This is a genomic window from Pseudomonas sp. PL-6 (assembly GCF_054110165.1).
This window is the reverse complement of the sequence record NZ_CM134189.1, coordinates 1,010,835-1,024,833: the sequence shown is the minus strand read 5'-3', so window position 1 is coordinate 1,024,833 and position 13,999 is coordinate 1,010,835. Positions and strand designations below refer to the sequence as shown.

The 13,999-nt window shown below is 63.1% G+C and carries 13 protein-coding genes; 12 read left to right on the top strand and 1 reads right to left on the bottom strand.

What is annotated here, in order from left to right:
- Positions 1–101: 101 nt before the first annotated feature.
- The 4 genes from ACW9UL_RS04545 (at position 102) to ACW9UL_RS04530 (ending at position 4,395) form a co-directional block, all read left to right on the top strand.
- Complete coding sequence (locus ACW9UL_RS04545; protein ID WP_021441729.1) at positions 102–1,094, top strand: outer membrane protein assembly factor BamD; 993 nt, start codon at positions 102–104, stop codon at positions 1,092–1,094.
- 139 nt (positions 1,095–1,233) lie between these two features.
- Positions 1,234–1,470, top strand: a complete 237-nt coding sequence (locus ACW9UL_RS04540; RefSeq protein WP_021441730.1) for a PP0621 family protein — start codon at positions 1,234–1,236, stop codon at positions 1,468–1,470.
- Positions 1,460–3,052, top strand: a complete 1,593-nt coding sequence (locus ACW9UL_RS04535) for a sensor histidine kinase (RefSeq protein WP_457789166.1) — start codon at positions 1,460–1,462, stop codon at positions 3,050–3,052. The genes ACW9UL_RS04540 and ACW9UL_RS04535 overlap by 11 nt, the downstream gene beginning before the upstream one ends.
- A gap of 2 nt (positions 3,053–3,054) precedes the next feature.
- Entirely contained in the window at positions 3,055–4,395 is a 1,341-nt protein-coding gene (locus tag ACW9UL_RS04530; protein WP_457789164.1) for a sigma-54-dependent transcriptional regulator, read from the top strand.
- Positions 4,396–4,476: 81 nt separating this feature from the next.
- On the opposite strand, the gene thiO is transcribed toward ACW9UL_RS04530, so the two are convergent.
- Positions 4,477–5,571, bottom strand: a complete 1,095-nt coding sequence (thiO, locus tag ACW9UL_RS04525; protein ID WP_457789162.1) for a glycine oxidase ThiO — start codon at positions 5,569–5,571, stop codon at positions 4,477–4,479.
- A gap of 85 nt (positions 5,572–5,656) precedes the next feature.
- Between thiO and ACW9UL_RS04520 the strand changes: the two genes are divergently transcribed.
- The 8 genes from ACW9UL_RS04520 to ACW9UL_RS04485 all read left to right on the top strand — a co-directional run bounded on the left by ACW9UL_RS04520 (position 5,657) and on the right by ACW9UL_RS04485 (position 13,984).
- Positions 5,657–6,181, top strand: coding sequence for a GspH/FimT family protein (locus ACW9UL_RS04520; protein ID WP_457789160.1), 525 nt, complete (start codon positions 5,657–5,659; stop codon positions 6,179–6,181).
- A gap of 111 nt (positions 6,182–6,292) precedes the next feature.
- Positions 6,293–6,805 (top strand): GspH/FimT family pseudopilin, encoded by a 513-nt coding sequence (locus tag ACW9UL_RS04515; protein ID WP_457789158.1) that lies wholly within the window; start codon positions 6,293–6,295, stop codon positions 6,803–6,805.
- Positions 6,774–7,391, top strand: a complete 618-nt coding sequence (gene pilV / locus ACW9UL_RS04510; protein WP_457789156.1) for a type IV pilus modification protein PilV — start codon at positions 6,774–6,776, stop codon at positions 7,389–7,391. The genes ACW9UL_RS04515 and pilV overlap by 32 nt, the downstream gene beginning before the upstream one ends.
- The gene (locus tag ACW9UL_RS04505; RefSeq protein ID WP_457789154.1) at positions 7,388–8,227 is read left to right on the top strand and encodes a PilW family protein; all 840 of its coding nucleotides are present in this window, start codon (positions 7,388–7,390) and stop codon (positions 8,225–8,227) included. The genes pilV and ACW9UL_RS04505 overlap by 4 nt, the downstream gene beginning before the upstream one ends.
- An 11-nt stretch (positions 8,228–8,238) precedes the next feature.
- Complete coding sequence (locus ACW9UL_RS04500) at positions 8,239–8,772, top strand: pilus assembly PilX family protein (protein ID WP_457789152.1); 534 nt, start codon at positions 8,239–8,241, stop codon at positions 8,770–8,772.
- Positions 8,773–8,783: 11 nt separating this feature from the next.
- Positions 8,784–9,107 carry a hypothetical protein gene (locus ACW9UL_RS04495; RefSeq protein ID WP_457789150.1) on the top strand — a complete coding sequence of 108 codons (324 nt, stop codon included), beginning with the start codon at positions 8,784–8,786 and terminating at the stop codon, positions 9,105–9,107.
- 15 nt (positions 9,108–9,122) lie between these two features.
- Positions 9,123–13,544 carry a PilC/PilY family type IV pilus protein gene (locus ACW9UL_RS04490; RefSeq protein ID WP_457789148.1) on the top strand — a complete coding sequence of 1,474 codons (4,422 nt, stop codon included), beginning with the start codon at positions 9,123–9,125 and terminating at the stop codon, positions 13,542–13,544.
- Positions 13,544–13,984 (top strand): type IV pilin protein, encoded by a 441-nt coding sequence (locus tag ACW9UL_RS04485; RefSeq protein ID WP_143501402.1) that lies wholly within the window; start codon positions 13,544–13,546, stop codon positions 13,982–13,984. The genes ACW9UL_RS04490 and ACW9UL_RS04485 overlap by 1 nt, the downstream gene beginning before the upstream one ends.
- Positions 13,985–13,999: the final 15 nt, after the last annotated feature.

The window sequence follows — 13,999 nt, the reverse complement described above, 5'->3', positions numbered from 1 at the left end:
ACGGGCTTGTGGTTAAATACGGCGTCTTTGCCCCAGGGGAACCCAGGGGGCGCTCATCATAACAGGACGGCCGCGCGGCCGTCACAGGGACGCAAGCCGCCATGCAAGTGAGACACCTGCTGCTGATCGCCATCCTCGCCCTCACCGCCGCCTGTTCCTCGAAGCAGCCGGAGGTCGACGAAAACCTGAGCGAGGTGGAGCTGTACCAGCAGGCCCAGGCCGACCTGGACAACCGCAGCTACACCAGCGCCATCAGCAAGCTCAAGGCCCTGGAGTCGCGCTACCCGTTCGGCCGCTACGCCGAGCAGGCGCAGCTGGAGCTGATCTACGCCTACTACAAGAACGTCGAGCCGGAGGCCGCCAAGTCCGCCGCCGAGCGTTTCATCCGCCTGCACCCGCAGCACGCCAACGTCGACTACGCCTACTACCTCAAGGGCCTGGCTTCCTTCGACCAGGACCGCGGCCTGCTGGCGCGCTTCCTGCCGCTGGACATGACCAAGCGCGACCCCGGCGCGGCGCGCGACTCCTACAACGAGTTCGCCCAGCTCACCAGCCGCTACCCCACCAGCCGCTACGCGCCGGACGCCAAGCAGCGCATGATCTACTTGCGCAACCTGCTGGCCGCCTACGAAGTGCACGTCGCCCACTACTACCTCAAGCGCCAGGCCTATGTCGCCGCCGCCAACCGCGGCCGCTACGTGGTGGAAAACTTCCAGGAAACCCCGGCGGTCGGCGACGGCCTGGCGATCATGACCGAGGCCTACCAGCGCCTGTCCCTCGACGACCTGGCCGCCACCAGCCTGGAAACCCTCAAGCTCAACTACCCCGACCACCCCAGCCTGGTCGACGGCCAGTTCGTGCCACGCGAGGAAGAGGCGGACAACCGCTCCTGGCTGGCCAAGGCCACCCTCGGCCTGATCGAGACCGACACCCCGCTGCCGCCGGGCGAAACCCGCGCCAGCCAGGACGTGATCCGTCAGTACGAAGACGCCGAACAGCAGATTCCGGCCGAGCTGCAGCAGGACGCCGAGACCGGCGAGACCGAAAAGAAGCGTTCGATCTGGAGCTACCTGACCTTCGGCCTGTTCGACTGATCGCTACGTCCGCATAGAAGGGAGGCCACGGCCTCCCTTTTTTATTGCCCGGAATCAGCGCACAGCCTGCCACCCGGCCCCTGTGCCGATGGCCGCGGCTTGGCTAAACTGCCGGCTTTAACCGACTAAAGAGCACACCATGGGCCTGTTCCGCCTGCTGTTCTGGATCGCCGTGATCTTCGCCGCGATCTGGATCTGGCGCCGCTTCGTCAGCAAACCGAAACGCCCGCGTCCGCGCGAGGACGCCGCCGCGCCCATGGTGCGCTGCGCCCACTGCGGCGTGCACGTGCCGCAAAGCCAGGCACTGAGCCAGGATCAGCGCTGGTACTGCAGCCAGGCCCACCTCGAACAAGGCCCGCACGCCGGTGATCGCTGACGCCAGCGTCCTCGACAGCACGCAGGGGCGGCGCATCCTCAGGCTCTACCACTTCTATCGCCTGAGCATCGGCCTGGCGCTGATCCTGCTGATCTCCAGCAACCTCGACGAGCAACTGCTCGACGTGATGCATATCGAGCTGTTTCGCACCGGCAGCTGGGTCTACCTGATCCTCAACATCTTCATCGCCGTGCTGGTGCAGAAGCCCAGGCACCTGATGCAGCTGTTCAGCCTGGCGCTGGTCGACGTGATCTTCCTCTCCGGCCTGTTCTACGCTGCCGGCGGCACGCCCAGCGGCATCGGCAACCTGCTGGTGGTGGCGGTGGCCATCGCCAATATTCTGCTGCGCGGACGCATCGGCCTGCTGATCGCCGCCGTCGCCGCGATGGCGCTGATCTACCTGACCTTCTACCTCAGCCTCAACCGTCCGGCCGCCGCCGCGCAGTACGTGCAGGCCGGCGCCCTCGGCGCACTGTGCTTCGCCGGCGCGCTGTTCATCCAGGGCATCACCCGCCGCCTGCAGGTCAGCGAAAACCTCGCCGAACAGCGCGCCGCCGACGTGGCCAACCTGGAAGAGCTCAACGCGCAGATCCTCCAGCGCATGCGCACCGGCATCCTGGTGCTCGACACCCAGCACCGCGTGCTGCTGGCCAATCAGGGCGCCACCCAGTTGCTAGGGCGCGGCGAACTGACCGGCAAGATCATCGACCCGCACTGCCCCGAGCTGGTCAAGCGCCTGCAGCAGTGGCTGCACAACCCCACCCTGCGCCCCGACAACCTGCAGGCCCAGCCCGACGGCCCGGTGCTGCAGCCCAGCTTCATTTCCCTGCAGCGCGGCGAGCAGCAGCACATCCTGGTGTTTCTCGACGACATCTCGCAGATCGCCCAGCAGGCGCAGCAGCTCAAGCTGGCCTCCCTGGGAAGACTGACCGCCGGCATCGCCCACGAGATTCGCAACCCGCTCGGCGCCATCAGCCACGCCGCGCAGCTGCTGCAGGAGTCGGAAGACCTGCAGGGCCCGGATCAGCGCCTGGCGCAGATCATCCAGGATCACTCCAAGCGCATGAACCTGGTGATCGAGAACGTCCTGCAGCTGTCGCGCCGACGCCAGGCCGAGCCGCAACTGCTCGACCTGAAATACTGGTTGCACCGCTTCGCCAGCGAGTTCCGCAGCTCGGCGCCGGCCGACCGGCAGATCCACCTGGAGACCCAGGGCGGCAGCCTGCAGACGCGCATGGACCCGCACCAGCTGACCCAGGTGCTGACCAACCTGGTGCAGAATGGCCTGCGCTACAGCGCCAAGCAGCACAAGATCGGCCAGGTCTGGCTGCGCCTGTTCCGCGACGAGGCCAGCGACCTGCCGGTGCTGGAAATCCTCGACGACGGCCCCGGCGTGCCACCCGAGCAGGAGCAGCACATCTTCGAGCCCTTCTACACCACCGAGAACAAGGGCACGGGCCTGGGCCTGTATATTTCCCGCGAGCTGTGCCAGGGCAACCAGGCACGCCTCGACTACAAACCCCGCGAAGGTGGCGGCAGCTGCTTTCGCATCACCTTCGCCCACCCGCGCAAACTGAGCTGACCATGACCCGCCAGAGAGCCTTGATCGTCGACGACGAACCGGACATCCGCGAACTGCTGGAAATCACCCTCGGCCGGATGAAGCTGGACACGCGCAGCGCGCGCAACGTCAAGGAAGCGCGCGAGTGGCTGGCACGCGAACCCTTCGACCTGTGCCTGACCGACATGCGCCTGCCCGACGGCACCGGCCTCGACCTGGTGCAGCACATCCAGCAGCGCCACCCGCAGGTGCCGGTGGCGATGATCACCGCCTACGGCAGCCTGGACACCGCGATCAACGCGCTCAAGGCCGGCGCCTTCGACTTCGTCACCAAGCCGGTGGACCTCGGCCGCCTGCGCGAACTGGTGGCCACCGCCCTGCGCATCCGCTCTCCCGAGGGCGAGGACGCGCCGGTGGACAACCGCCTGCTCGGCGACTCGCCGCCGATGAAGGCGCTGCGCAAGCAGATCCAGAAACTCGCCCGCAGTCAGGCGCCGGTCTATATCAGCGGCGAGTCGGGCAGCGGCAAGGAACTGGTGGCGCGGCTGATTCACGAACAGGGCCCGCGCGCCGAGCAGCCATTCGTTCCGGTCAACTGCGGCGCCATCCCCTCGGAGCTGATGGAGAGCGAGTTCTTCGGCCACAAGAAGGGCAGCTTCACCGGCGCCATCGAGGACAAGCAGGGCCTGTTCCAGGCCGCCAACGGCGGCACCCTGTTCCTCGACGAAGTGGCCGACCTGCCGCTGCCGATGCAGGTCAAGCTGCTGCGCGCCATCCAGGAGAAGGCCGTGCGCGCCGTCGGTGGCCAGCAGGAAGTGGTGGTGGACGTGCGCATCCTCTGCGCCACACACAAGGACCTGGCCGCCGAAGTGGCCGCCGGGCGCTTCCGCCAGGACCTCTACTACCGCCTCAACGTCATCGAACTGCGCGTGCCGCCGCTGCGCGAGCGCCGCGAGGACATCGCCCAGCTGGCCACGGTGATGCTCGCGCGCCTGGCCGACGGCAGCGGCCTGGCCGCCGCCAAGCTGCAACCCGAGGCGCTGGAAAAACTGAAGAACTACCGCTTCCCGGGCAACGTGCGCGAGCTGGAGAACATGCTCGAACGCGCCTACACCCTGTGCGAGGACGACCAGATCAGCGCCGCCGACCTGCGCCTGGCCGACGCCGCAGGCCCGAGCGGCGAGGCCGGCGAAACCAGCCTGGCGCAGATCGACAACCTGGAGGACTACCTCGAAGGCATCGAGCGCAAGCTGATCATGCAGGCCCTGGAAGAAACCCGCTGGAACCGCACCGCCGCCGCCCAACGCCTGGGCCTGACGTTCCGCTCGATGCGCTACCGCCTGAAGAAACTGGGGATCGACTAGGACACACAGCGTTCCGCAGGGTGGATGTCGCTGTTTACATCCACCCAAGCGCGGGATCGATACCGCATGCCCCTGGCCAAGCTAGCCCAGCCGCCCCGCCGGCGCATAGGGCGCCGGATCGATGATCGGCTCGCGCCCCAGCAGCAGATCGGCCAGCAAGCGGCAGGACGCCGGCGCCAGCACCAAGCCGTTGCGGTAATGCCCGCAATTGAGCCACAGCCCGGGATACGAAGGCACCTCGCCGATAAAGGGAATACCCTCCGGCGAACCCGGCCGCAGACCGGCCCAATGGCCGACCACCTCGGCCTCCTTCAAGGCCGGCAACAGCGTCTCCGCCGAATCCTTCAGACTGGCCAGGGCCACCTCGGTCGGCGTCTTGTCGAAGCCGGCATGCTCCAGGGTGCTGCCCACCAGGATATGCCCGTCGCGCCGCGGGATCGCGTAGCGCCCTCCGGCCAGCACCATGCTCGGCAGAAAGTCCGCGGCGCACTTGTAGAGAATCATCTGGCCCTTGACCGGCTGCACCGGCAGATCGATCCCCAGGCTCTTGAGCAACTCGCCACTCCAGGCCCCGGCGGCCAGCACCACACGCTCCGCGCGAATCTCGCCGTCGGCCGTGGTGACGCCACAGATCCGTCCACCCTCCTGAATGAAGCCGCTGACCGCACACTGCTCACGCAACTCCACGTTCGGCATCGCCAGCAGCGCCGCGCGCAGCGCCTTGACCAGCCGCGGGTTACGCACATTGGCCACCCCCGGCATATGGATGGCGCGCGCGAAGCCCGCACCCAGCGCCGGCACCCGGGCATGCACCTCGGCGATCTCCACCGCCCGCAACACCCGCCCCTCACGCGCCGCCCAGGCCAGCGCCTCGGCCTCGTCGTCCAGATCCAGCCAGTACAGGCCGGTGACATGCACCTCGGGATCGATCCCGGTCGCCGCCAGCAACTGCTCGCCGAGCCCCGGATAGAAATCCTGCGACCAATGCGCCAACGCCGTCACCGCCGCGCCGTAACGCCAGGGATAGAGCGGCGAAACGATGCCGCCGCCGGCCCAGGAGGATTCAGTGCCGACATAGCCCCGCTCGATCAGGGTCACCTGAATCCCTTGTGCGGCAAGATTGCTGGCCGTCAGCAAACCTAGCGCCCCACCACCTACAACTATTGCATCCAACAAAACCAAGCGCTCCACATCGATTGGGAAAATTCAGGTATTGCTCTACCCTAAAGATTGTTACGGACAACGACATTGGGAACTCAGGATGAGAGCCAATCAGATTGCGGGCTATAGCCTGCTCGAACTACTCCTCACACTTGCAGTGCTCGGTCTGTTGATGGGCATGGCAGTCCCCGCTTCTTCGGTCTGGCAGGATCGCCAGCAAATGCACAGTCTGAAAACCGGACTATTTCATATGACTAGCAAGGCCCGCTACCTGGCGATGACCAGCCAAAGCCGGGTAACCCTCTGCCCGCTCTCGGAGCAAGGCCTCTGCCAGCAGAGCTGGAGCGAGAGCATCAGCAGCTTTATCGATGGCAACGGCAATCGTCGCCTCGATCCGGGGGAAGAAATCGTCAGCACACTCTACCTACCCAGCAGCATCAGCCTGCACTGGCGCGGCATGCTGCCAAACAACTCGATCCACTTCAGCAGCCAGGGGGTCACCTTCGTCAGCAACGGCACCATGAGCCTCTGCCCAGCCAAGCCTGGTGCCAAGGCGGGCGCGGTCGTTATCAGTCGACAGGGGCGGGTAAAAACCTCGACTGAAGACGCACGTTGCCCTCAGTGACGGGACAGGCTCGACCACTCGGCACCGCAAAGCCACCGGACGTCCCGGTCAATCTTGAAGCGCGCGAGGCAACTGGCAATGATGCAAAGCACATTGCAAGGACTCCGCCCGATGAAGCAGCAATACGGATTCACCCTTATCGAGTTGATGGTCACCCTGGCGCTGCTCGGGATCATCCTGGGCTTGGCGATGCCCGCCGTCACCGACTTCGCCATCAAGCAGCGCGTCAGCTCCCAGGCGAATGAAATGATGCTTTCTCTGGCGTTCGCCAGAAGCGAGGCGCTAAAGCTCAATCAGGATGTCCGGGTCATTCCGCGCACAGGCACCGCCAGCGGCTGGAGCGATGGCTGGTGTGTAGGCCCGGCCACCATTGGCAACAACTGTAATCATGCTGACGTTATACGGGTCTTCACAGGAACCAATGGCGTGAGCATCACCAGCTCCGGTATCGCCAACCCGCCGGTTCTGGTGTTTCGCCGTGACGGCACCGCTACTCAGGCCAACGCAGCCCTGGCCGTGACCTCCCCCAATCTCAAGGCGGCAGGCGAGAGTGCCCGCTGCATCACCTTGAACCTTCAGGGGCGTGCGGAAGTTGAAAAAGTCGCGCGCGACGACGGCTGCTGACAGTCAAGGAATGTATATGAACTCATCTTCATGCACGCAGCGCGGCGCCTCGCTGATCGAGGTACTGGTCGCTCTACTGATTTTCACCGTCGGCCTGCTGGGGCTGGCTGCCATGCAGCTCAGCTCGCTGCAGAGCACCGCCGACAGCGGGCAACGCTCGCAGTCGGTCTGGCTGATGCAGGACTTTATCGAGCGCATGCGCGCCAACCCGGACGGTACTGCCGCCCAATATGCCGCCGCGCAAAATTGCGCCGCGCTGCCGGCACGCATGTGCGCCGATTACTACAACCCCAGCACGGCAGCAAAGGTCAATGCCAGCGAGTGCAATGCCGCGCAGATGGCGGCCTTCGATGCCTGGGAAGCGCAGTGTAGCTATGCCGCGATTGCCAACTTCAACACCATCGACGCCCGCTTCAATAGCCGAGACTTCATCACGCCTCCCGCGGCCGGCAATCTGGTCGGCGCCACCGTTGACGGCAACAACCTGGATCTCAGCCTGAACTGGCTCAACCGAAGCAACCCCAGCGCCAAGAACGAAGCAGCTACAAGCGACGGCGCCACGACCGAGTTGAGGATTGAACGATGAACTATCGCGAGTCCATTCATCTCTCGAGGCAGCGCGGCCTTTCCATTGTCGAGTTGTTGGTTGCCCTGGTTATCAGCATGCTGCTGCTGACCGGCGTCGTTCAGGTGTTTTTCTCATCGAAGCAGACCTACGCCAGCAACGAAGCAGCGTCGCGCCTGCAAGAAAACGGACGCTTCGCCCTGGAGTTTATTGCCCAGAGCGCACGTCATGCCGGTTATGTGGAAGCTGCCAACACCACAACTGCCCCGCCAAACCCTATCGCCACTCCTGGCGCCACAAACTGCAACACTCCGCGCGTTTGCAGCACCCAAGGCGCCGGCAATGCATCGGACACCATTGGTTTCGCATTGCAACCACGAATCCTCGAGGGCGCACGCCGGGATTGCCTGGGCAATACCCTCAGCGGCGCCACCGCCAATACAGACCTCATAATCAATCATTTTGAGATTATCCCTGGGGCCGATGGCGCCCCCTCTGCACTGGGCTGTAGGTCCTGGAACTTCACCAAAGGCGCGGGTGAATGGGTCGCCGGCCCCGGCGCTTCACCGTTGATTGATGGAGTGGATGCGCTGCAAATCCAATACGGAATCAGCACCAGCGGTGATCGCAATAACGTCAACCAGTATGTTTCGGCCGACCGCGTTACAGCGCTGAACGCCTGGAACGACGTCGTAGCGGTTCGTATCGCCGTGTTGGCCAACTCGATCGAACCCGTAGACCCACCTGCCCCGGCACGCCGATATGTATTGCTGGATGCGGCTCCGACCGCAGCTTTTGATGACGGCAGAGCCCGTCAAGTCTTCACCACCACTATCAAGCTACGCAACACCTTCTGAGGTCAGGCGCCATGAATATCGCAGCCCCATCCCGCCAGACCGGTGCCACCCTGATCGTGGCACTGGTATTTCTGGTCGTGCTCACCATCGCCGGTATTACCGCCATGCAGTTTTCCACCCTGGAAGAGCGCATGGCCAGCAACTCGCAATTCCGTAACGAAACCTTCCAGTTGGCCCAGAACGAGATTCGCTCCGAACTGCTGGTATTCAATGCCAGTCTCTCCGGTCGCATGCCCTTGCTGGAAGCACTGAACGCGGGCCGCTACTCCGACGGTGACGGCGGATATCCGAAAAAACTTACCGCCGCCCAGTTGCAGGTGCTCGGCCTTCCTGCCAGCACCGCAGGCAGAGGGGTCGACACCCAAACCCCCATCCCCGCCCCCGGTTTTACCGTGGTGCGTTTTACCCGCCCCAGTCTCTGCACGGGCGCAAGCCTCGAACGTTTCGAGTGCACCGACTATGAATTGCAGACCCGCTCACAGATGGGTAACGGCGCCTACTCGGATCAGTCGCAAGGCCTGGTTTTCATGAATACCAAGGGCTAGGGAGAATCCACATGTACAAACTTGCAGCCACTCTCATGCTGCCTATCGGCCTGCTACTGAACGCCAGCGCATATGCCGAAGAAGACACCAACAGTTATGCCCCGTTAGAGATGGTTGAAGTCACCATCCGCATGACCGGCGGCCACCCCTATGGCGAACTGCGTCCCTGCCCGGAATGCCCACTGCGCCTGCTGCCCTTCTCACCAGGCGCCCTGGTGTATATCAACGGTCAAAGAATGACCGCCGATAACCTGCAGGACGGCCAGTCCCTGGAGGGCACGGTCTTCCTTCGCAACAAGCCAATTGATTCAATCAACGAAATAATTGCCAAGTAACAGGACGGACAGAATATGAATACCCGCTCGTTCTCCCTCGTCCTCGGCAGTTTTCTCTATGTTGGGCTGACCTTCCAGACCGCACTTGCAGACGACACCGAAATCTACGTTAGCCGTAAACTTCCGGAAGACCAGCAAGTACGTCCCAACTTGATGTTTGTCATCGACAACTCGGGCTCGATGCAAACCAGCGTTCCTGGCACGACCTGCACCGTGGCGGAAAGAAATATCCGCAACCGCTGCGAAGCCATACTGGTAAGTCGAACCTGCACAAGATACGACAACCGAGGCAGGTGCCAGAACTATGTCGATAATTACGAATACCGAAAAACTCGCCTGCAAGTCGTCAAAGACGTAACCAATACCCTTATTGAAGAACTGCGCTTAAGCGATGACGTCAATATCGGCCTGATGCACTTCGACGCCGCCCCCAACACCAGCAACGAGGAAGGCGGGATGGTCGCCATCCCCGTGGGCCGCGCCAGTACGACAGCCGATAGCTTCATCACGGAACTTAACCGCCTCTATGGCGCGTCCAATACGCCCATTTCGGAAAGTTTCTATGAAGCTGCGCTTTATATGAAAGGCGCGACACCAAAGTTCGGCAACGGTACCAACGCGGCTTATGAAGATGGCAATAGCTGGACCAACCCAACCAAGCCAAGCGTCGCCGCCTCCAAATCCGGTAGCAGTTACAACAGCCCCATCCAGTACTCTTGCCAGAAGAGCAATATCATTCTGCTCACCGACGGCGAACCCACCTACGACAACTCGGCCAACAACGACATCCGCGCGCTGATCAGCACCTCTGGCGCTGCAAACACCCAGTATCTGGCCGCCACCTGCCGCGACCCCGGTACCAGCAGCACCAGTCGAAGCGGCGAGTGCATGCCACACCTGGCCGAGCATCTGGCCAATCAGGACGTCAGCAGTGGCCAACCAGGCAAGCAGACCGTCAGCACCTACACCATCGGTTTCGCCACCAACCAGACATTGCTGCAAAACACCGCTACTGCCGGTAACGGCCGCTATTTCACCACCGACAACACTTCCGGACTGGTATCGGCACTGAAGTCGATCCTGGTGGAAATCCTCGCCGAGAACACCACCTTCGCCACCCCCAGCGTCGCGGTGAGTGCCTATAACAACCTGGGTTTCCGCAACGATCTCTATTACGCGCTGTTCCGTCCGGCGGAGGGCGCGCGCTGGGTGGGCAACGTCAAACGCTACACACTCAAGCCCGAGAGCACCGATGCGCAAGGCAACACCGTTGCCGCACAAATCGTCGACAAGAACGGCCAGCCGGCCGTCGACGAGGCCACAGGCTTCTTCAGGGAAAACGCCTCCAGTTATTGGTCGACCATGGACGGCAGCGATGTGGCCAAGGGCGGTATCGCCGGCATGCTGGGCAGCCCTAGCAGCCGCAATGTCTACACCTGGACAGCTGCCGACCGCTCCCCGACGGCCAGCGCAGGGGTTACCGGCAGCGTCCTGCTGAGCACCAGCACGCACGCACTGACAACGGGTAACAACGCCGTAACCAATACGCTTATGGGCGTCAGTACTACCACTGCAAGGGAGAACGCCATCAAGTGGGGTCGCGGCCTAGACCCCGACAACGGCGATCAAGCTCGCCAGCAGCTAGCCGACGTGCTGCACAACGAACCCCGCCTGGTCGCCTACAAGACCGACGAGGATCTGGTGCGCGTCGAGGCTGCCAAGAAGGGTACCGCGACTTCCCCCGAACAGCTCTATATGTTCTTCGGCACCAACGAGGGCTTCATTCATGCCGTCGACCCCAAGACCGGCGTAGAACAGTTCGCCTTTATTCCGAAGGAGTTGCTGCCTAACCTCGACGCCTATTACCGCGACCCCAAGGGCTCCGAGAACAAGCGCTACGGCATGGATGGCCAATTCAACCTGTGGGTTGAATATGGCGCACTCAACACCGCCGCCAAGACCCGCGATATCACCAAGAGCATTCTTTACGCCGGCATGCGCCGCGGCGGCCGCAATTACTATGCGCTGGACGTCGGCACCATCACTGCCCCCGCCCTGAAGTGGGTGATCAAGGGCGGCACCACTCCCGGCTTCGAAAAACTGGGGCAGACCTGGTCCACGCCCAAACTGGCCGATATCAACGTCAACGGCACCAAGACCAAGGTGCTTATCTTCAGCGGCGGCTACGACCCCCTGCAGGACAACGACAGCCCCAATACGCCCCTGGCCAACGATAGCTATGGCAACAGCCTGTATATCGTCAACGCCGAAACCGGCCAGCTGATCTGGCGCGCCGGCCACACCACGGAAACCGGTGCCAACCTGCAACTGGCCAGCATGACCCACAGCATGCCAGCAGACCCGGTGATCATCGATATCAATGGCGACGGTCTGGCCGACATTCTGTATGCCGCCGATAGCCGGGCGCAGGTCTTCCGCTTCGATATCAACAATGCCAACACCGGTGCCGCCAACCTGGCAACCGGCGGCCGTATCGCCCGACTGGGCGGCGACAACGCCCTGAACAATCGTCGCTTCTTCAGCACGCCCGACGTGGCCTTGATCCGCGAGCGTGGCGGCAAGACCTATTTCACTATCTCTGTCGGTTCAGGCTACCGGGCCCACCCGCTCAACGAGGACACCATCGACCGCTTCTACGTGCTGCGCGATGCCAATGTCTTCACCAAGCCGAGCACCTACACCACCATGACCGAGAGCGACCTGGTGGACGTCTCCAGCGTTGATCTGACGGACGCCCAGGCTGCTCAGATTCTTGAGGACATTGCGGAGCTGGAGGCCGAGATCAATGCCCTGAATGCCTCCGTAGGCTCTGCCCGCGATGCGTTCAACGCCTACAAGGACTCGTCCGGCTTCACTGCGGCCTACAACGCCATGCTGCAGGCCAACAGCAGCGCCAATGACGCTCAAACCCAGATCGATACCATCATGGCCGCCGATCCCTATCTGCAGCCCCACGCAGCCGAAAGCAGTGAGCAGAGCAAGCTGCAGCAAGGGCTGCTGGCGAACCAGCAAACCCTGAAAGCCATGCAGCAGGCGCGTACCGACGCCGAAGCAGATCTGGCCAGCAAACAGGCTGCCTACAATACGGCGCAGGCTAATCGCGATGCCGCTCAGAGCGCTCTGGCGGCTGACCCAGGTAATGTGGATAAACAGCAAGCACTGAGCGACGCTCAAGCAGCCTATGACGCCGCGACCACTGCCCGCGATCAGTCCGAAGCGAAACAGCAAGCGCTGTCCACCCATAGCCAGTCGCTGGCCGAAAGCTACGGTGCCCTGATCAGCCTGCAAACCGGGCTGGGCACGCTCTACCAGGCCATTGTCGACAAGGAACAGGCGCTTCTCGCCGCCAAGGCGGCATCGGCGAACGATGACACCATTGCCAACCTGCAGGCCGAGCTGGACGGACTGAACCAGAGCTATGCCGGCAGCCCCGAAGCGGATCAGCGCAACGGCCTCAATGACGGCCAGACCAGCACCGCCCTGCAGGACGCCCTGGCGCAACTCAATAGTGCGATCAGCGGGGGAGATAGCACCGCAATCGGCGAGGCCCTGGCCGAACTGCAAGACCTGACCGGTTCGGCATCCCCGGCACCGAGCGAGGCCGACCTGCTGGCCCGCGACGAGGCGAGCAAGAACACCGAACTCGCCAACAACGCGGCCAACCTGGCCAGCAACGTGGCGCTGGTGGCACAACTGGAAAGCACGCGCAACGACCTGCGCGCCCAGGCCGATGCATCGCAGGTGCAGGCCAATCTGATCTCCAGCGCCGCCTATGACGAGGGTTCCGGGCTGCTCACGCCAGAACAGCTGGCAGCGGCCAAGGCGCTCTACGGCGATGACCTGACGGTATTCGAGGCCTATCAGTTCCTGGTCGACCAGGCGCAACTGGCTACCCTCGACGAGACCGACGGCCTGCCGGCGCTGCGCGAGCAGATCAACACCCTCTACGCCCAGTTGACCCCCGGTAACAACTACGTGCCGAACCAGACATTGCTGGCCAACAGCAAAGGCTGGTTCCTGCGTCTGCCCAAGGGCGAGAAGGTACTTTCTGCCTCGCTGTCGTTCCGTGGCGCGGTGCTGTTCAACACCTTCAGCCCGCGTGGCGAGACCGTTACCACCTGTGGTCCCGACGTCGGTCGTGGCCGCGCTTACGCCCTCAGCCTGATCGACGCCGGTGCGATCTTCACCAAGAATGAAGTACCGATCCGCAGCTATGCCCTGGTGCGCTCCGGGATCCCGCCCTCTCCGGCAATCGTGTTCTCCGATGACGGCACGCCGAATATCGTCAACGGCTCGGAAGTCGGCGGCCTGGCCGCTGGCGGCGACGGCAAGCCGGGACCTGATGGCTGTGTGGAAGGCGCAGAGTTCTGCGAGAATCCTGCACCGGTGACCACGACCTACTGGAGAGAAAACTGATGCGACAGCAGCGCGGTTTCACGCTGATCGAACTCATGATTGCGGTAGCGATAATCGGCATACTGGCCGCCATCGCCTACCCCAATTATCAGCAGTACCTGCTCAAGACGGGGCGCTCCGATGGCCATGCAAAGCTGACCCAGCTCATGCAGGCGCAGGAACGCTTCTACTCGCAGAACCAGAGCTACACCGCCAACCTCGGCGCCGGCGGCCTGGCCTTTCCCGGCGTTGCCGCCAACGCCCCGGTAATCAGCGACGAAGGGCGCTACAGCATCGCGGCCCAGGCGTGTGCCGCCGGCACCCCGCTGACTCGCTGCGTACGACTGGTGGCTACCGCCGTTGGCGCGCAGGCGGCGGACACGCAGTGCGGCAACCTGGGACTGAACAGCCAGGGCATAAAGACCGAGACAGGCAGCGGTACGGTGGAAAGCTGTTGGTAGAAAGAAAAAAGTAAA

Bases quoted from the DNA above. Each gene is read 5' to 3' on its own strand.
- ACW9UL_RS04515 (WP_457789158.1), top strand. From the start codon at position 6,293: ATGAAGCAGCAATACGGATTCACCCTTATCGAGTTGATGGTCACCCTG.
- ACW9UL_RS04495 (WP_457789150.1), top strand. From the start codon at position 8,784: ATGTACAAACTTGCAGCCACTCTCATGCTGCCTATCGGCCTGCTACTG.
- ACW9UL_RS04520 (WP_457789160.1), top strand. From the start codon at position 5,657: ATGAGAGCCAATCAGATTGCGGGCTATAGCCTGCTCGAACTACTCCTC.
- ACW9UL_RS04540 (WP_021441730.1), top strand. From the start codon at position 1,234: ATGGGCCTGTTCCGCCTGCTGTTCTGGATCGCCGTGATCTTCGCCGCG.
- ACW9UL_RS04545 (WP_021441729.1), top strand. From the start codon at position 102: ATGCAAGTGAGACACCTGCTGCTGATCGCCATCCTCGCCCTCACCGCC.
- ACW9UL_RS04505 (WP_457789154.1), top strand. From the start codon at position 7,388: ATGAACTATCGCGAGTCCATTCATCTCTCGAGGCAGCGCGGCCTTTCC.
- ACW9UL_RS04485 (WP_143501402.1), top strand. From the start codon at position 13,544: ATGCGACAGCAGCGCGGTTTCACGCTGATCGAACTCATGATTGCGGTA.
- ACW9UL_RS04530 (WP_457789164.1), top strand. From the start codon at position 3,055: ATGACCCGCCAGAGAGCCTTGATCGTCGACGACGAACCGGACATCCGC.
- ACW9UL_RS04500 (WP_457789152.1), top strand. From the start codon at position 8,239: ATGAATATCGCAGCCCCATCCCGCCAGACCGGTGCCACCCTGATCGTG.
- ACW9UL_RS04490 (WP_457789148.1), top strand. From the start codon at position 9,123: ATGAATACCCGCTCGTTCTCCCTCGTCCTCGGCAGTTTTCTCTATGTT.